Annotated in this window: 14 protein-coding genes; 6 read left to right on the top strand and 8 right to left on the bottom strand. The window is 61.9% G+C overall.

Going from position 1 to position 16,728, the window contains the following annotated elements:
* Positions 1-118 precede the first annotated feature (118 nt).
* Complete coding sequence (gene xapA, locus J0X03_RS02980) at positions 119-940, top strand: xanthosine phosphorylase (protein WP_042785389.1); 822 nt, start codon at positions 119-121, stop codon at positions 938-940.
* Positions 941-1,021: 81 nt separating this feature from the next.
* Entirely contained in the window at positions 1,022-2,272 is a 1,251-nt protein-coding gene (locus J0X03_RS02985) for a nucleoside permease (RefSeq protein WP_089192639.1), read from the top strand.
* A 34-nt stretch (positions 2,273-2,306) separates the two neighbouring features.
* On the opposite strand, the gene J0X03_RS02990 is transcribed toward J0X03_RS02985, so the two are convergent.
* Together J0X03_RS02990 and J0X03_RS02995 are read right to left on the bottom strand one after the other, a co-directional pair.
* A complete protein-coding gene (locus tag J0X03_RS02990; protein WP_033644619.1) occupies positions 2,307-3,239 on the bottom strand; it encodes a PfkB family carbohydrate kinase in 933 nt (310 codons plus the stop codon).
* The gene (locus J0X03_RS02995) at positions 3,236-4,633 is read right to left on the bottom strand and encodes a purine-cytosine permease family protein (RefSeq protein WP_060660237.1); all 1,398 of its coding nucleotides are present in this window, start codon (positions 4,631-4,633) and stop codon (positions 3,236-3,238) included. The genes J0X03_RS02990 and J0X03_RS02995 overlap by 4 nt, the downstream gene beginning before the upstream one ends.
* A 659-nt stretch (positions 4,634-5,292) precedes the next feature.
* Here J0X03_RS02995 and J0X03_RS03000 point away from each other — a divergent pair.
* Together J0X03_RS03000 and J0X03_RS03005 are read left to right on the top strand one after the other, a co-directional pair.
* The gene (locus tag J0X03_RS03000; protein WP_033644622.1) at positions 5,293-6,027 is read left to right on the top strand and encodes a GntR family transcriptional regulator; all 735 of its coding nucleotides are present in this window, start codon (positions 5,293-5,295) and stop codon (positions 6,025-6,027) included.
* 80 nt (positions 6,028-6,107) lie between these two features.
* Positions 6,108-8,276, top strand: a complete 2,169-nt coding sequence (locus J0X03_RS03005) for a YgiQ family radical SAM protein (protein WP_206975677.1) — start codon at positions 6,108-6,110, stop codon at positions 8,274-8,276.
* Between the two features lie 62 nt (positions 8,277-8,338).
* Here J0X03_RS03005 and J0X03_RS03010 read toward each other — a convergent pair whose 3' ends face one another.
* The 3 genes from J0X03_RS03010 to yqhD all read right to left on the bottom strand — a co-directional run bounded on the left by J0X03_RS03010 (position 8,339) and on the right by yqhD (position 11,361).
* Entirely contained in the window at positions 8,339-8,944 is a 606-nt protein-coding gene (locus J0X03_RS03010) for a transglycosylase SLT domain-containing protein (protein ID WP_033644624.1), read from the bottom strand.
* A gap of 141 nt (positions 8,945-9,085) precedes the next feature.
* Positions 9,086-9,910: a 2,5-didehydrogluconate reductase DkgA gene (dkgA, locus tag J0X03_RS03015; RefSeq protein ID WP_046687817.1), complete on the bottom strand. Its 825-nt coding sequence runs from the start codon at positions 9,908-9,910 to the stop codon at positions 9,086-9,088.
* A 287-nt stretch (positions 9,911-10,197) separates the two neighbouring features.
* Positions 10,198-11,361: an alcohol dehydrogenase gene (yqhD, locus tag J0X03_RS03020; protein ID WP_099784121.1), complete on the bottom strand. Its 1,164-nt coding sequence runs from the start codon at positions 11,359-11,361 to the stop codon at positions 10,198-10,200.
* A 226-nt stretch (positions 11,362-11,587) separates the two neighbouring features.
* Here yqhD and J0X03_RS03025 point away from each other — a divergent pair, with 226 nt between their 5' ends.
* Positions 11,588-12,475, top strand: coding sequence for an AraC family transcriptional regulator (locus tag J0X03_RS03025; protein WP_202396379.1), 888 nt, complete (start codon positions 11,588-11,590; stop codon positions 12,473-12,475).
* Between the two features lie 19 nt (positions 12,476-12,494).
* On the opposite strand, the gene J0X03_RS03030 is transcribed toward J0X03_RS03025, so the two are convergent.
* Positions 12,495-13,523: a zinc-dependent alcohol dehydrogenase family protein gene (locus J0X03_RS03030; RefSeq protein WP_122016826.1), complete on the bottom strand. Its 1,029-nt coding sequence runs from the start codon at positions 13,521-13,523 to the stop codon at positions 12,495-12,497.
* A 107-nt stretch (positions 13,524-13,630) separates the two neighbouring features.
* Between J0X03_RS03030 and J0X03_RS03035 the strand changes: the two genes are divergently transcribed.
* Positions 13,631-14,551 carry a LysR family transcriptional regulator gene (locus tag J0X03_RS03035; protein WP_101453682.1) on the top strand — a complete coding sequence of 307 codons (921 nt, stop codon included), beginning with the start codon at positions 13,631-13,633 and terminating at the stop codon, positions 14,549-14,551.
* A gap of 10 nt (positions 14,552-14,561) precedes the next feature.
* On the opposite strand, the gene J0X03_RS03040 is transcribed toward J0X03_RS03035, so the two are convergent.
* Entirely contained in the window at positions 14,562-15,224 is a 663-nt protein-coding gene (locus tag J0X03_RS03040; protein ID WP_033644630.1) for a DedA family protein, read from the bottom strand.
* 145 nt (positions 15,225-15,369) lie between these two features.
* Positions 15,370-16,566, bottom strand: a complete 1,197-nt coding sequence (metC, locus tag J0X03_RS03045; RefSeq protein WP_016930124.1) for a cystathionine beta-lyase — start codon at positions 16,564-16,566, stop codon at positions 15,370-15,372.
* Between the last annotated feature and the right edge of the window lie 162 nt (positions 16,567-16,728).

Below are 16,728 nucleotides of genomic sequence, written 5' to 3' on the forward strand. Positions count from 1 at the left end.
TGACGCAGCTCAACTTATAGATAAATGGAATAAATCGGCCGCCAAGAATGTATTGGTCTCGGCCGCGCCTCGCTCTCTACTATGGGGCTTATTGTCCCCCGCTTAAAGAGAGAATACGATGTTTAATCAAGAAGATGCTTTTATCTGCGCCGATGTTGTCCGCGCACGTCTGCCGGGTTTTCAGCCGAAAGCGGCCTTGATTCTCGGCTCTGGGCTCGGCGCTCTGGCGGAGGTGATGACTGAAACCGTCACCCTCGATTACGCGGCGCTGCCGGGCTTCCCGGTGAGCGGCGTCGCCGGCCACGCCGGGCAACTGGTCGCCGGCAAGCTGGAGGGCGTGCCGGTCGTGTGCATGAAAGGGCGCGGCCACTTCTATGAAGGGCGCGGCATGCAGGTGATGACCACCGCAGTGCGCACCTTCAAACTGCTGGGCTGCGAATTCCTGTTGGCGACCAACGCCGCCGGTTCGCTGCGCCGCTCGGTAGCGCCGGGCAGCCTGGTGGCCATTACCGATCATATCAATTTCATGCCGGAATCGCCGCTGGTCGGTGCCAACGACGAGCGCTTCGGGCCGCGCTTCTTCAGCCTGGCGAACGCCTACGATCGCGATCTGCGCGCCCAACTGGCGGCGGTGGCCGAAAGCGCGGGCATCCCGCTGGCGGAAGGGGTGTTCGCCGCTTACACCGGGCCGAACTTCGAAACGCCGGCGGAGATCCGCATGATGCAGACCCTTGGCTGCGACGTCGTGGGCATGTCGATCGTGCCGGAAGTCCTGACGGCGCGCCACTGCGGCCTCAAGGTGCTGGTGGTGTCCGCGATGACCAACTACGCCGAAGGGCTGTCGGATACGCCTCTTTCTCACGAACAAACGCTCAGCTGCGCGGCGCTGGCGGCGGACGATTTCATGCGTCTGATCCGCGAGCTGTTCAAAACGCTGTGACACCGTAAGCAAACCGGCGGCGGGCTGCTGGGGGCCCGCCGCACCAATCATCGTTGAAAGCATAATAACAAGGTGATGGCGATGGCGATAAAAACACGATTGAAGGTGATGATTTTCCTGCAGTTCTTTATCTGGGGTGCCTGGCTGGTGACGCTGGGCTCCTATATGATCAACACGCTGCATTTCAGCGGCATGCAGGTGGGAATGGTTTACAGCGCCAAGGGGATCGCGGCGCTGATCATGCCGGGCCTGGCGGGCATCATCGCCGACCGTTGGATGAGGGCCAACTACCTGTATGCGCTTTGCCACCTGCTCGGGGCGTTGGCGCTGTACTGTGCGGCGCAGGTTGAGCAACCGATGCTGATGTTCTGGGTGATGCTGTTCAACGCCATGGTCTATATGCCGACCATCGCGCTCTCCAACGCCATTTCCTATTTTTGCCTGGAGAAGCACGGCTTTGACACGGTAAAGGACTTTCCGCCGGTGCGGGTGTACGGCACCGTGGGATTCATTCTGGCAATGTGGCTGGTCGGTTTCAGCCAAATCGAGCTCAGTAATCTGCAGCTGTATCTGGCTTCTGCGGCGTCGCTGCTGCTGTCCGCCTATTCGCTGACGCTGCCGCGCTGCCCGACCAACCGCGCGGCCGAGTCGAAGCGCTGGGTGAGCGTGCTGGGGCTGGATGCGCTGGTGCTGTTTCGCCAGCGGCGCATGGCGCTGTTTTTCCTGTTCGCCATGTTGCTCGGCGCGGCGCTGCAGATAACCAACACATTCGGCAACCCGTTCCTGCACGATCTGTCGCTCAATCCGCTATATCAGGACAGCCTCAGCGTCCGGTATCCGGCGGTGCTGCTGTCGCTTTCGCAGATCTCTGAAGTGTTCTTTATCCTCACCATTCCCTTTTTCCTGCGCCGTTACGGCATCAAGCAGGTGATGCTGATCAGCATGGCGGCCTGGACGCTGCGTTTTCTGTTCCTGGCCTACGGCACGCCGGTCGGTTTTGGTTTCGTGCTGCTGCTGTTGTCGATGATCGTTTACGGTTGCGCGTTCGACTTCTTTAATATTTCCGGCGCCATTTTCGTCGAGAAGGAGGCCGATCACCGCATCCGCGCCAGCGCGCAGGGGCTGTTCATGACCATGGTCAACGGTCTGGGCGCCTATGTGGGGGCACTCGCCAGCGGCGAAGTGGTGGATTTCTTCAGCCGTGACGGCGTGAAAGACTGGCAGAGCATCTGGCTGGTGTTTGCGCTGTATACGCTGGTGCTGGGGATTGTGTTCGCGTTGAGCTTCAACTATCGCCACTCGCCGCAGGAGAGTGCGGCGGCGGCGCAGTAAGGCTGAGGGCGCTGGATGGCGGCGCCCTGAAACGTCAGGCCTGCGGGAAGCGTTGTTGCAGTTGATGCCGGTCCGGCGGATTGGCGGCGCCGAGGCTGGCCACCACGCAGGCGGCGACCCGGTTGGCCAGATCGACCGCCCGCGGCAGCGGCCAGCCGGCGGACAGCCCCGCCAGCAAACCGGCGCAGTGGGCATCGCCCGCGCCGATGGTATCGATGACGTCCACCGGATAGGCGGGAACGTGCAGCGGCGGCGTGCGGCCGTCACAGATCCAGGCGCCGTCGCGATCCAGGCGGCAGATCAGCGTCAGGTTACGGGCGGCGGCATAGCGCTGCGCGGCATCCACGGCGTCGCCGGCGCCGCACAGCGCGGCCACTTCGTCGCGGTTGAGCGTCAGCAGGGTGTGGCTGTCGCTGAGCATGGCGAAGAAATCTTCGCTGAGCTGGGCGATGCGCGGGCCGGGATCGATCAGACGCGGTTGGTCGAACGGCATGCGCGTCAGCCACTCGCGCAGCGCTTCGCCGTTTTCGCCCGCCAGCTCGTAGCCGCTGGCGTAGATCAGGGTGTGTTCCGTCAGCGGCAGCGTGGCCAGCTGCGCTTTATTCCATTGGCTTTCGCAACCGGAAACCGTGATGAAGGTGCGTTCGCCGTTCGGCTCCACCAGCGCCAGGCACCAGCCATTGTCCATCTGGCCGTGGCGCAACAGCACCTCCAGCCCCAGTTCGCCCATGGCGGCTTCGATCGCCGCGCCCCATTCGCCGTTGCCGACCGGCATACCGTTGATCACCGGCACTTCAAGGCGCGTCAGCGCGCGCGCCACGTTGAACGCGCAACCGCCGATTTGCCGCGCCTGCGGCTGGGCTTCGATATCTTCGCCGCTGGTCGGCAGGCGCGGCAGCGTCATCACCAGATCGCCGACCGCGCCCCCTATCACCAGGACAGGCGTTACAGCTTCCCATTCATTCATTGATGTTCTCTGCGTTGGGTCAGGTACAGACCGTAAGCGATCAGACTAACCGCAAACGACACAAACAGCCCCAGACTGGAGTCGGCAAACAAGCCTTTAGCCAGCGGGCCGTCGATAAAACCGGTTTTGGTGACCAGCAGGCCGCACAGGGCGCCGAGGAACCAGCAGAACAGCGGGGCTTTGCGCACGCCGCGGTTCTGGCCATGCAGGCCGTACAAAGCGTTGCCATCATACCCGTGGTGGCGGCGCAGGCACAGGTAATCGAGCAGGAAAATCGCCTCCCAGGCCGCCAGGAACACCCCGCAGAACACCAGGAAGGAGATGAACGGCCCCATAAAATCGCCGGAGATGAACAGCACATACAGGGCGATACCCAGCACCACCACGGCGTCGATCGATACCGCCAACCACTGTTTGACCTGCACGCCGATGGTCAGCAGGTTAAGGCTGGCGGAATACAGGCTGAGCACCGCGATGGTGACGATGCCGGCGGTGGCGGCCAGCAGATAAGGGATCGCCATCCAGGCGGGCAGCACTGAGCCTATCAGCGCGATGGGATTGGCGGCGTTGGCCAGATCGGGCAGCTGCACGGAAAGCAGAATGCCGGCCAGCATCAGCAGCATCAGCGGCAAACAGGCGCCGCCCATCACCGCGGCGAAAATGCTTTTGCTCGACGAATTCGGGCTTTGATAGCGGCTGTAATCGGCGCCGGCGATCGCCCAACTGATGCCGGTACCGGCGGCGATCACCGAGACCGCCGGCAGGAAGCCGGTCAGCCAGCTGCCGGAAGGCAGCGCCAGCACCTGGCTCCACTCGGTGTTGAACAGGATATAGAGCACCACGATCAGCGTCATGGTGCCGAAGATGCGGCTGAACCAGCTTTGCATCCAGACTACGGTATTCTGCCCCAGCAGGCTGACGACGATAGTGAGCCCGGCGAACAGCAACAGGCTGAGCGCGGTCAGCAGATGGCTGGCCCCCAGCCCGAAGGCCTCGAACAGCGCCGCCAGCGTCAGGGTGCCGGTGATCACGTTGACCGCTTCCCAGCCCATCAGATTGATCCAACTGAACAGGGTAGGCGCCACGTTGCCCTTCAGCCCGAAAATCACTCGCGACAGCGTCAGCGTAGAGGTGCGCCCGCGCTTGCCGGCGAAGCTGGTGAGGCCAACCAGCACGAAGCTGGCGACGCCGAACAAGGCGGCGAGCACCGATTGCAGGAAGGATAAGCCGAAGCCGACGATGATGGCGCCATACACCACGCCGAGAATGCCGATATTGGCTGCCGACCAGATCCAAAACAGCTCGATGGGCCGCCCGGTCTGTTCCGCATCCGGCACCCGGTCGATACCGGTGCTCTCTACCTTCCATGCTTCATTGCGATTGATATCGGTCATAGCAATTGTTCCCTGTTGCGCAGGGCCTTGAGGGCCGCCGCAGTTAACTGAAAAGCGATTTTGTTGGCGCTGCGGCCGCCGCCTCGGATGAGGCTTGCCGACCGCACGGCGCCAATGAGTGTAGACAAAGAGTGGGTCTGCAGCGGAGTTTGGAAGAGAGAGAACGTTTTTATTTGCAGGCATCAGTCCGTTTCACCCGGCGCAAGGGGGATCGCGCGAGGGGATGATGAGCCGTGAGCAAGCTATCCATTAGCACCGTTGCTTATTATTTGTCATTTGTAGTGGCGTCTTGGGCAACGTGACCCATCGGGTACGGCGAGAAGCAGGCAATTCATCCCAAAGGGTCGCCCATCCGCTTCAGCGAACGGGATGCGGACAGTGTATGCCCGCTGCCTGACCATCAGGTGCGTCCTGTCTGGTCGGCAGCGGATTTTTAGTTGTTTTAAAGGTGGATCCCTAGTGTTGGTGCTATTGATGTTTCAACATCAATAAGCACAGATTACGCGCGATCTAGATCCAATGAAAGTCCATTGAATAAAAATTGTGATGTCCCTCTGAAAACATTAGCAATATTTTAGTTATGGTGAGAGGCTTTATCGCCGGATCGGCGATAGGAGAAAGCGAAGTTTGGGCATAGGGCGGAACAAGAGGGCGGGCGAATGACGGATTTTATGGCCTGGCTGCGTGAACATCTGGCGCAGGGGGCGGCGGCGCCGCGCTATATTCAGCTGGCGACGGCGATAGAAACCGCGATCAGGCAGCAGGTGCTGGCGGCGGAGGCATTTCTGCCGCCGGAGCGACACATGGCGGAAGGTTTGGCGCTGTCGCGCGTCACCGTCAGCAAGGCGATGAAACTGCTGGAGGAGAAGGGGCTGATTTCGCGGCAGCAGGGCGTTGGCACCCGCGTGGCGATGCGTATCGGCTATTCCCTCGATAAGGACAGCGGTTTTACCGCTCAGGCGCTGCGTCACGGCAGCAGCGTCAGCAACCGATGGCTGCTGCGCGCACGGGTCGGCGCGCCGGCCAAGGCCGCGGCGGCGCTGGGGATCGCGGAAGGGGATGAGGTGGTCAAACTGCGGCGTTTACGCTTGCTGAACGGCAGCCCGGTCTCGCTGGAAACCACCTATATTCCGCTGCGCTTCCTGCCTGAACCGGCGCAGCTGGAGCATTCGCTGTATGCGTTATGGCAATCGCGCGGCATCGTGCCTGAAGATAAACACTTTTTGTTGAAGGCGGTGTCCTGCAGCGGCGAGGTCGCCGAGCTGCTCAACGTACCGTGCGGCGCGCCGTTGTTGCACATCATCCAAACCAGCCGCAACGCCCGGGGCGAGGCGCTGGAGTTCAGCGATATCTTGTGCCGCAGCGACGTTTATGAATTCGAGGTGAATGGTTAGCGAAATAACCATGCTCTTTTTGCCACTAGTGCGTATAATCGCCGCCCGGCGATTAATTAACCTGTAAAAAGAGCAGCAGAATGAGCACCACCAGCCTGATCCAACCCGATCGTGAACTGTTTTCTTATAAGCCTTATTGGGCGGAATGTTATGGCACCGCGCCGTTTTTACCGATGTCGCGAGCAGAGATGGATCAACTGGGCTGGGACAGCTGCGACGTGATCATCATCAGCGGCGACGCCTATGTCGATCACCCGAGCTTCGGCATGGCGATCATCGGCCGCATGCTGGAAGCGCAGGGCTTCCGCGTCGGCATCATCGCGCAGCCGGATTGGAGCAACAAAGAAGACTTCATGCGGTTGGGGAAACCGAATCTGTTCTTCGGCATCACCGCCGGCAACATGGATTCGATGATCAACCGCTATACCGCCGATCGCAAACTGCGCCACGACGACGCCTACACCGCCGGCAACGTCGGTGGCAAGCGCCCGGATCGCGCCACCCTGGTTTACAGCCAGCGCTGCAAAGAAGCCTATAAAGACGTGCCGATCGTGCTGGGCGGCATTGAAGCCAGCCTGCGTCGCATCGCCCACTACGACTATTGGTCGGATACCGTGCGCCGCTCGGTGCTGGTGGACTCCAAAGCCGACATGCTGATCTACGGCAACGGCGAACGCCCGCTGGTGGAAGTGGCGCACCGTCTGGCCGCCGGCGAGAAGATCGGCGATATCCACGATATTCGCAATACCGCGGTGATGCGTAAAGAAGCGCTGCCGGGCTGGAGCGGCGTGGATTCCACCCGCCTCGACAAGCCGGGCCGCATCGAACCTATCCCGAACCCGTACGGCGAGGATCTGCTGTGCGCCGACGGCGCCAAACCGAAGGAGCCGGAAGCCAAGCCTGTCACGGTGCGCGCCGCCAAACCGAAGCCGTGGGAGAAGACCTACGTGCTGCTGCCGTCCTTCGAGAAAGTGAAGGGCGACAAGGTGCTGTATGCGCACACCTCGCGCATTTTGCACCATGAAACCAACCCCGGCTGCGCCCGCGCGCTGATGCAAAAACACGGCGATCGCTACGTGTGGATCAACCCGCCGGCGATCCCGCTGACCACGCCGGAGATGGACAGCGTCTTCGCCCTGCCTTACCAGCGCGTGCCGCACCCGTCCTACGGTCAGGAACGCATTCCTGCCTACGACATGATCCGCTTCTCGGTGAACATCATGCGCGGTTGCTACGGCGGCTGTTCGTTCTGTTCGATCACCGAGCACGAAGGGCGCATCATCCAGAGCCGTTCGGAAGATTCGATCGTTCGCGAAATCGAAGAGATCCGCGACAAAGTGCCGGGCTTTACCGGCGTGATCTCCGATCTGGGTGGCCCGACCGCCAACATGTACATGCTGCGCTGCACCAACCCGCGCGCCGAGCAGACCTGCCGCCGCGCCTCGTGCGTGTATCCGGAGATCTGCACTTATATGGATACCAACCACGAGCCGACCATCAAGCTTTACCGCCGCGCGCGTTCGCTGGAGGGCATCAAGAAGATCCTGATCGCCTCCGGGGTACGTTACGATCTGGCGGTGGAAGATCCGCGCTATATCAAGGAACTGGCGACCCACCACGTCGGCGGCTACCTGAAGATCGCGCCGGAGCACACCGAAGAAGGCCCGCTGTCGAAAATGATGAAACCGGGCATGGGCAGCTACGATCGCTTCAAACAGCTGTTTGATCACTATTCGAAGCAGGCGGGCAAAGAGCAGTACCTGATCCCGTACTTCATCTCTTCGCACCCGGGCACCCGCGATGAAGATATGGTGAACCTGGCGCTGTGGCTGAAGAAGAACCGTTTCCGCCTCGATCAGGTGCAGAACTTCTATCCTTCGCCGATGGCCAACTCCACCACCATGTATTACAGCGGCAAAAACCCGCTGAGCAAGGTGGGGTACAAGAGTGAAGACGTGGTGGTGCCGCGCGGCGAGCGCCAGCGTCGCCTGCATAAGGCGCTGCTGCGTTACCACGATCCGGCCAACTGGGCGCTGATCCGCACCGCGCTGGAAGAGATGGGGCTGAAGCACCTGATCGGCAGCCGCCGCGAGTGTCTGGTACCGGCGCCGAGCATCGACGAGCAGCGCGAAGCGAAACGGCTGCAGCGCCACACCCGACCGGCGTTGACCAAGCATACCGACATCAATCGGCAGCGCACGCCGTCCAACCGGCCGCCGCGCAAACCGATTCGCAAGGCCAAGCCGTAACGACGAGGCCCGCGCGCAAACAAAAAGGAGAACCCTCGGGTTCTCCTTTTTACTTTGGCTAATTACAACCGTTCGTAAGCGGCTTCCACTTTCATCAAATGGCGCGGCGCCTGCGGGGCGGGATGGTATTTGCGCACGTGCCAGTTAAAGGCTTCCGGCGACAGGTTGTTAATCATCGCGATCGCCTGCTGGCGGTTGCTGGAGAAGGTGCGCAGCAGCGCCCCGGTACCGTTGACGTAGGCGATGATGGTGGCGTAGCGCAGCGTGACGGGATTGGCGATCCCTTTAAGCTGTTGTTTTTGCAAGGTGGCCAGATAGGCGGCGCCGAGATCGATATTGGTGTCGGGATCCCGCAGGTCATCGTCGTCCGGGCAGCCGCGTTTGCCTTTGTAGCGGTAGGCGTCGCAGCCGGCGGTATCGGCTTTCAGCTGCATCAGACCGATCGCATTGGATCTGCTCACTGCGGAAGGGTTGAAGCCGGACTCCACCTGGATCATGGCGGTGATCAGCTTGGCGTCCACGCCGTATTCGCTGGCGGCGTCTTGAATGGCGCTATCGAAGGCGTGGCGATCGTAGCTGACGCGCTGTTTCTTGCCGGCGCAACCCGCCAGCACCAGCATGATGCAAAGCATGCCCAGCCGTGACCCGTGTGAGAAAGAGAATTTCATGGTGCTCCGTGCTTGTCTGTTTTTTTAACGGCGTTAACCGGTGGCCGGAGCCTCCGGCGTCGTCATCATAACGTCAGGCGGCGCAAAGGAGCAATGTGCGGGAAGGAAAAGCCCCCTCCGGCGGGAGAGGGCTTGAGGGGGTTACAGGGTATCCGGATCCGGCCCCAGGCGGTTGCCGACGTCCAGCTTGGCGATCTCGCCCAGTTCGTCCTTATCGAGTTTGAAATCAAACACCTCGAAGTTTTCGCGGATGCGCGACGGCGTGACCGATTTCGGGATCACGATAAGGCCGCTGTCCAGGTGCCAGCGCACCACGATCTGCGCCGGAGTCTTCTCGTATTTCTCGGCCAGCGCCTTGATCAGCGGCTGGTCGAATACCCCTTCACCACCCTGCGCCAGCGGGCTCCAGGATTCGGTGGCGATATGGTGCGTGGCGTTCCAGGCGCGCAGCTGGCGCTGTTGCAGCAACGGGTGCAGCTCGATCTGGTTGACGACCGGCGCCACGTTGGTTTCATCCAACAGACGCTGCAGGTGCGGCGTATGGAAGTTGCACACGCCGATGCTTTTCACCAGACCTTGTTCGCGCAGTTTGATCAGTTCGCGCCAGGCGGAGACGTATTGATCCTGCTGCGGGCGCGGCCAGTGGATCAGATACAGATCCACGTAGTCCAGCTTGAGCTTTTCCAGACTGGTTTCCAGCGCCGCCAGCGGATCGCCCTGATCGTCGTTCCACAGTTTGGTGGTGATGAACAGGTCGCTGCGCGGCAGCGCGCTGGACTGCAGCGCGGCGCCGACGCCTTCCTCGTTCTTGTAGATCGCGGCGGTGTCGATGGAGCGGTAACCGATCTCCAGCGCTTTGCTGACCGCGTGGGTGGTCTCTTCAATACTCGCCTGCCAAACGCCGAGACCCAACTGCGGCATCAGATTACCATCGTGGAGTTTGATGATGGGTTGTTGCGTTGTCATGCGCATCTCCTTGTGTACGGATTGCGGCGCCTGCGGCACCGAAACGGCTATAGATAAATTCTAGTTGGCAAAATGGGCGGTTGCCGGGTTTGCCAGCCTAATTTCAGCGGTGGCGGGAGGGCGATTTTCTCCCCGCTCTCCCTGCGAATGAGCGGTAAGACGAAGGGTACGAAACGAGCGGCGGCGCGCTGAGGCGCCCGACTGCGCCCGGCGATCGGCCGGGCGCAGGATGCGGCGAAAAATGGCTGGCGGAGACTAAAGCCTAGCAAAAAATCGCCGTTTTGCGATTAACGCGCCGCTTCATAAATGCGGCGGCTGACGTCCAGGGTGATGTCCTGATGCTCGCCCAGGGCGGTCATGCCGTGCTGCTGCAGCTTGTCGAGCAGCGCGGGAATGCTGCTGCCGTCGAGCTGATAATCCGCCATGCGGGTCGGCACGCCCATCTGCTCGAAGAAGGCGCGGGTGGCGGCGATCGCGTCGTCGATTCGGCTGTCTTCGCTGCCTTCGCGCAGGCCCCAGACGCGTTCAGCGTACTGCAGCAGCTTTTCGCGTTTCTGCGCTTTCTTCTCGTGCAGCAGCGCCGGCAGCACGATGGCCAGCGTTTGCGCGTGGTCGAGGTCGTGCATGGCGGTCAGCTCATGACCCAGCATGTGGGTCGCCCAGTCCTGCGGCACGCCGGCGCCGATCAGGCCGTTCAGCGCCATGGTGGCGCTCCACATCACGTTGGCGCGCACCGCATAGTTCTCCGGCTCGGCCAGCGCGCGCGGGCCGTCTTCCAGCAGGGTCAACAGCAGGCCTTCGGCGAAGCGATCCTGCACCTTGGCGTCGACCGGGTAGGTCAGATACTGTTCCAGGGTGTGTACGAAGGCGTCGACCACGCCGTTGGCTACCTGGCGCGGCGGCAGCGAGTAGGTCACCACCGGATCCAGCACGGCGAAGCGCGGCTGCACCAGCGGTGAGAAGAAGTGCTGCTTGTCGCCGCTGCTCTTCCGGGTGATCACCGCGCCGCTGTTGGATTCTGAACCGGTGGCCGGCAGCGTCAGCACGCAGCCCATCGGCACCGCGTCAGTGATGTGGCTGCCGACGGTCTGCAGAATATGCCAGGCATCGCTGTCGGCCGTATAACGGGCCGCGGCGGCGATGAACTTGGTGCCGTCAACCACCGAACCGCCGCCGACCGCCAGCAGGAAATCGATGTTTTCCGCTTTCACCACCTCGACCGCTTTTATCAGGGTTTCGTAGGTCGGGTTAGGTTCGATGCCGGAGAATTCCCGCACGTCGCGGCCGGCCAGCGCGCTATACACCTGGTCGAGCACGCCGTTTTTCTTCACGCTGCCGCCACCGTAGGTGATCAGAATGCGCGCGTCCGCCGGGATCTGGCCGGCCATTTCGGCGATTTGCTGCTTGCCGAACAGGATTTTGGTTGGGGTATGCAGAATGAAGTTTTGCATGGTTGATTTCTCTCTTTCTGTCAGGCGGGCGCCAAAGCGGCGCAAAGGTTTCTGGCCCGTATTGTCAGCAACCTGGCGGTAACGCACAATGCACATTCCTGTTTGGTTCTTGCCTATTTCTACAGCTGACTGTAGAAATAGAGAGTTTTAAATTATGATTTATGCCGAATCGTTCTGACTGTAAGAGGGTGTTTCCGTGATTGAAATCGATGCGCTGCGCAGCCGCATGGCGCGCCAGGCGATGGCTATCGCCACCGGCAACGGCTATACGCCGTCACCGGTGCCGCGGGTGAAGATCCTGTATGTCGATCGCCACTGCCCGCGCCAGCCGGTGATGTACGAACCGGGGATCGTCATCATCTTTCAGGGGCACAAGGTCGGCTATTGCGGCAACAAGGTGTTCCAGTACGATCCGCGCAACTACCTGCTGATGACGGTGCCGCTGCCGTTCGAGTGCGAAACCTTCGCCAGCCCGGAGCTGCCGCTGGTTGGATTGGCGGTCAATATCGATACCCAAATGCTGCAGGACTTGCTGATCGACATCGGCGACGACGACTACCTGATGCAGCCGCGCGCGGAGAGCAACGGCGTAAACCTGGCCGAGCTGACGGAAGAGCTGTTGTGCGCCACCGAACGCCTGCTGGACGTGATGGCCAAGCCGCTCGACGCTCGGGTGTTGGGGCCGCAGATTGTGCGCGAGATCCTCTACTACGTGCTGCGCGGCGCCTGCGGCGCGTCGCTGCAGGAGCTGGTCAACCGTCATACCCATTTCAGTCAGATCGCCAAGGCGCTGCGGCGCATAGAAAATCAGTATGCCGAGAGTCTCAACGTCGAGCAGTTGGCCGGTGAGGTCAACATGAGCGTGTCGGCGTTTCACCATAACTTCAAGGCGGTGACCAACACCTCGCCGCTGCAGTACGTGAAGTCGTACCGGCTGCACAAGGCGCGTTTGCTGATGGTGCATGACGGCCTGAAGGCCAGTACCGCGGCGATCCGCGTTGGCTACGAGAGCGCGTCGCAGTTCAGCCGTGAATTCAAACGCCTGTTTGGCGTCACGCCGGGGGATGAAGTCGCCCGGCTGCGCGACGCCAATCCGCTGATGCTGGAGGGGTGAGCCGCCGCCGGGCGGCGGGCTATGGGGTTAGCACGATCTTGCCGAACGGGCCGCGATCGAGGTGATCCAACGCCTGCGGCAGTTGATCGAGCCGGTATACCTGGTCGATCACCGGCTGCAGATTGACGGCGTCCACGGCGCGCACCAGATCTTCCAGCGCGCGGCGGTGGCCGACGCCGATGCCCTGGATCTCCGCCGATTTCAGCAGCAGCAGGCCGGCGGGGGCGGAGATCTCGGCGCCCGCCAGCACGCCGATCACTGAGATGCGGCCGCCCACCGCCACAGCGTGCACCGAGTTGCCCAAATTCGGGCCGCCGACGGTATCGATCACATGGTCGATGCCGCGATCCTGCGTCAGCGCATAAATCGCCTCCACCCAATCGCCGTCCAGCCGGTTGATGCCATGATTGGCGCCCAATGCCAGGGCTCGCGCCAGCTTTTCATCGCTGCCGGAGGTGACATAGACCTCCGCGCCGTGGGCTTTGGCGATCTGCAGCGCGAACAGCGCCACGCCGCCGGTGCCTTGCACCAGCACCGTCTCGCCGGCATGCAGTTTGCCCTGTTCCACCAGCGCGAACCAGGCGGTCAGCCCGGCGCAAGGCAGGGTGCTGGCCTGCACGTCGTCCAGCGACGCCGGCGCCGCCACCAACCAGTCTTCATGCAAAATCACGTATTCCGCCAGCACGCCCTGATAGAAGCCGCCAAGGGTGTGGTAAGGCACCTGGCGCGCATTGCCGTACGGTTTTTGCCGGCCGTCGATCCAGCCGGGGCTGAAGGTAGAAATGACCCGGGCGCCGGGTTGGAAACGGCTGACGCCGGGCCCGACGGCGTCGACCTCGCCGGCCATGTCCGAGGCGGGGGTGAACGACTGCGGCAGCGTCAGCCCCATGCCGCTTTCAATCATCATTTTGTCGCGGTAGTTGAGCGCTACCGCCTTCACTTTCACTCTGATCTCGCGCGGCCCCGGCTGCGGGATCGCGTCGGTGGTCAGCTGCAGGTGTTCACGCCCCAGGGCGTCCATCGTCCAGCGTTGCATCGTGTCGGTCATGATGTTCTCCAAAGTCTGCGATTAACGACCTGTCGATAATATCGTTGATGAAGGTTCGCCAGTGGCGATAAGATTTCCGCAGATTGTTTCTTTTAGAGCGACAAACCATGAGCGATCGATTGAGCGGTATTTCGGTATTCGTCACCGCCGTGGAGGCGGGCAGTTTTGCGTTGGCGGCCAGTCGGCTGCACCTGTCGCGCTCGGCGGTGGGGAAAACGATCGCCCGGCTGGAACAGCGGCTGGGCGTGCGGCTGTTTCATCGCACCACCCGCAGCCAGAGCCTGACCGACGACGGCGCGTTGTTCTATGAGCGTTGCCTGCGGGCGCTGGAGGAGATCCGCGGCGCGGAAACGCTGCTGGAGTCGGGCAAGCGGCAGGTCAGTGGCCGGCTGCGGGTATCGATGCCGGTGTTGTTTGGCCGCATGTGCATCGCGCCGCTGCTGACCGGGCTGACGCGTGAGCATCCCGGCCTGGAGCTGGAGCTGTCGTTCAGCGATCGGGTGGTGGATCTGATTGAGGACGGTTTCGATATGGCGATCCGCAACGGCACGCTGGCCAACAGCAATGGGCTGGTGGCGCGGCGCATCGGCGATCACCGCATGACGCTGTGCGCCTCGCCGGCCTATCTGCAGCGGTGCGGCGAACCGCACAGCATTGAGCAACTGGCTCAGCACGAGGCGGTGACCTATATGCGCGCCGGCGCGCGGCGCAGCTGGCGGGTGCTGGACGAGAACGGCGAGCCGCAGGAAGTGATGCCGAATAACCGATTGCAGATGGACGATTTGCAGGCGATTGCGGATGCGGCGACGGCCGGGTTCGGCATCGCCTGGCTGCCGTGTTGGCTGGTGCGTGAGCAGCTGTTGAGCGGGGCGCTGGTGCGCCTGCTGCGCGATCGGCCCGGCGCCGCCTTTGAAGCGCATGCGGTGTGGCCGCACACGCCTCACCTGCCGCTGAAGGTGCGGCTGGCGGTGGATACGCTGGTGAGCAAGTTGCCGCCTCGCCTGGCGTTGGTCGAGAAAGCGCTGTAGCGCGCCGGGATCAGGAAGAGGAGGCGCGTTTTTTACGCCAGACCACCAGCATGGCGCCGAGCAGGCCGACGAACAGCAGCAGCAGCGGCAGCAGCATCAGGCCGGTCATCACCTGGCTTTCGTGGCGTTTCACCAGCGGAATTTGGCTGAAAGCGTAGCCGAGGCCGACCAGCGCGCAGACCCAGATCGCTGCGCTCAGCCAGTTGAAAACCTGGAAGCGCGAGCTGTTGAGCCCGGAAATGCCGGCCATGGTCGGCAGCAGCGTGCGCACGAAGCCGAGGAAGCGGCCGATCAGCAGCGCCGTCAGCCCGTGGCGGTTGAACAGGTTATGCGCGCGCTGATGGTATTGCGCCGGCAGTTGCAGCAGCCAGCCTTTCACCAGGCTGGTGTGGCCCAGCCAGCGGCCCTGGATATAGCTCAGCCAGCAGCCGAGACCGGCGGCGGCGGTCAGAATCAACAGGGTGGGGGCAAAGCCCATCACGCCTTTGGCGATCAGCGCGCCCGACAGCAACAGCAGGCTATCACCGGGGAGGAAGGAGGCGGGCAGCAGTCCGTTTTCCAAAAACAAGGTGGTGAAAAGTACGGCGTAAACCACCCAAATCACGCTGGGATCGGCGAGGGCGATGAAGTCCTGCTGCCAAAGCGCATGAATAATCTCTCGTAATACATCCATTTTATGTCCTGTTGCATGCCGGTTGCGCCCGGGGTCACGTTCTCCAGGATGCGGCGGTTACCGTATCTGACAGTTACCCGGTTAGTGTACCGCTAATAGCTTAAGCCGACATTAAACGAGACGAAGAAAATTACCGGAATCCGCCTTAGCGCACGCCGTTGAGGCGATCGAAGCCGGCCGCCAGATCGGCGATCAGGTCTTCGACGTTCTCCAGACCGATATGCAACCGCACCAGCGTGCCGGAAAAATCGACGCCGCCCGCCGGGCGGATCGCTTCCAGTTCTTCCGGCTGATTGGCCAGGATCAGCGACTCGAAGCCGCCCCAGGAGTAGGCCATGCTGAAGTGGCTGAAGTTGTCCAGGTAAGCGGCCAGCTGCGCCTCATCCAGCCGCTCTTTCAGCACGAAGGAGAACAGCCCGTTGCAGCCGCTGAAGTCGCGGCGATAGAACGCGTGGCCTTTGCAACTGGGCAGGGCCGGGTGATTGACCGTCGCCACCTCCGGCCGTTCGGCCAGCCAGTTGGCGACCTCAATGCTGCTGCGTTCGTGCTGCTTCAGGCGCACGCTCAGGGTACGCAGGCCGCGGCTCGCCATGTAGGCGGTGTCGGCATCCACCATCTGCCCCATCAGATAGGAGTACTCGCGCAGTTGATCCCAACAGCGCGCGTTGGCGACGGCGGTGCCGAGCATGTAATCGGAATGGCCGATCAGGTATTTGGTGCCGGCCTGAATGGAGATATCGATGTCGAAATCCAACGCCTTGAACAGCACGCCCGCCGCCCAGGTATTGTCGATCATGATCACCACCTCCGGCGCCACGGCGCGAATGGCCTGCACCATCGCCGGAATGTCCTGCACTTCCAGGGTGATGGAGCCGGGGGATTCCAGGAACACCACGCGGGTGTTGGGTTGGATCAACGTGGCGATATCGGCGCCGATCAGCGGATCGAAATAAGTGGTGCTGACGTTCATGCGGCCGAGGATATGGGTGCAGAAATCCTGGGTCGGTTCGTACGCCGAACCAGTGACAAGCAAGTGATCGCCGGCGCCGACGAACGACAGGATCGCATTGGCCACCGCCGCCGCGCCGCAGGGGTACAGCACGCAGCCGGCGCCGCCCTCCAGCTCCACCATCGCATCCTGCAGGGCGAAGTGGGTCAGGGTGCCGCGTCGGCCGTAAAACAGCTCGCCGTGGGCGCGTTGCGCGGTGGCGTGTTTTTTGGCAGCGACGGAGTCGAAGACCAAAGAAGAGGCGCGTTGCGTGACGGGATTGACGGAGCCCTGGGTGTAACGCTGGCTGCGGCCGGCGCCGATCAGCGTGGTTTCGATATGTTTTGACGTCATGGTACCTGGCTCACCTCTGGTTGCTCTGCACGTGCCCGTTTGCGATAGCCCTTACGTTAACATGAGTTAATATAGCCATCCAGACGTTTTAACTTCCAGATATAGAAACGGCTATAATTGTCTGTCGGGCGCGCATTTCTCGCCTCATCCTTCTGCCGTGGT

It is taken from the genome of Serratia ureilytica (genome assembly GCF_017309605.1).
Classification (GTDB): Bacteria; Pseudomonadota; Gammaproteobacteria; order Enterobacterales; family Enterobacteriaceae; genus Serratia; species Serratia ureilytica.

Excerpts from the sequence above, each read along its gene's own strand:
- J0X03_RS03035 (WP_101453682.1), top strand. The coding sequence starts at position 13,631 with ATGAGCGATCGATTGAGCGGTATTTCGGTATTCGTCACCGCCGTGGAG.
- J0X03_RS02995 (WP_060660237.1), bottom strand. The coding sequence starts at position 4,633 with ATGACCGATATCAATCGCAATGAAGCATGGAAGGTAGAGAGCACCGGT.
- J0X03_RS03030 (WP_122016826.1), bottom strand. The coding sequence starts at position 13,523 with ATGACCGACACGATGCAACGCTGGACGATGGACGCCCTGGGGCGTGAA.
- J0X03_RS03000 (WP_033644622.1), top strand. The coding sequence starts at position 5,293 with ATGACGGATTTTATGGCCTGGCTGCGTGAACATCTGGCGCAGGGGGCG.
- yqhD (WP_099784121.1), bottom strand. The coding sequence starts at position 11,361 with ATGCAAAACTTCATTCTGCATACCCCAACCAAAATCCTGTTCGGCAAG.
- J0X03_RS03025 (WP_202396379.1), top strand. The coding sequence starts at position 11,588 with ATGGCGCGCCAGGCGATGGCTATCGCCACCGGCAACGGCTATACGCCG.
- dkgA (WP_046687817.1), bottom strand. The coding sequence starts at position 9,910 with ATGACAACGCAACAACCCATCATCAAACTCCACGATGGTAATCTGATG.
- J0X03_RS03005 (WP_206975677.1), top strand. The coding sequence starts at position 6,108 with ATGAGCACCACCAGCCTGATCCAACCCGATCGTGAACTGTTTTCTTAT.
- J0X03_RS03010 (WP_033644624.1), bottom strand. The coding sequence starts at position 8,944 with ATGAAATTCTCTTTCTCACACGGGTCACGGCTGGGCATGCTTTGCATC.
- J0X03_RS03040 (WP_033644630.1), bottom strand. The coding sequence starts at position 15,224 with ATGGATGTATTACGAGAGATTATTCATGCGCTTTGGCAGCAGGACTTC.
- J0X03_RS02985 (WP_089192639.1), top strand. The coding sequence starts at position 1,022 with ATGGCGATAAAAACACGATTGAAGGTGATGATTTTCCTGCAGTTCTTT.
- xapA (WP_042785389.1), top strand. The coding sequence starts at position 119 with ATGTTTAATCAAGAAGATGCTTTTATCTGCGCCGATGTTGTCCGCGCA.
- J0X03_RS02990 (WP_033644619.1), bottom strand. The coding sequence starts at position 3,239 with ATGAATGAATGGGAAGCTGTAACGCCTGTCCTGGTGATAGGGGGCGCG.
- metC (WP_016930124.1), bottom strand. The coding sequence starts at position 16,566 with ATGACGTCAAAACATATCGAAACCACGCTGATCGGCGCCGGCCGCAGC.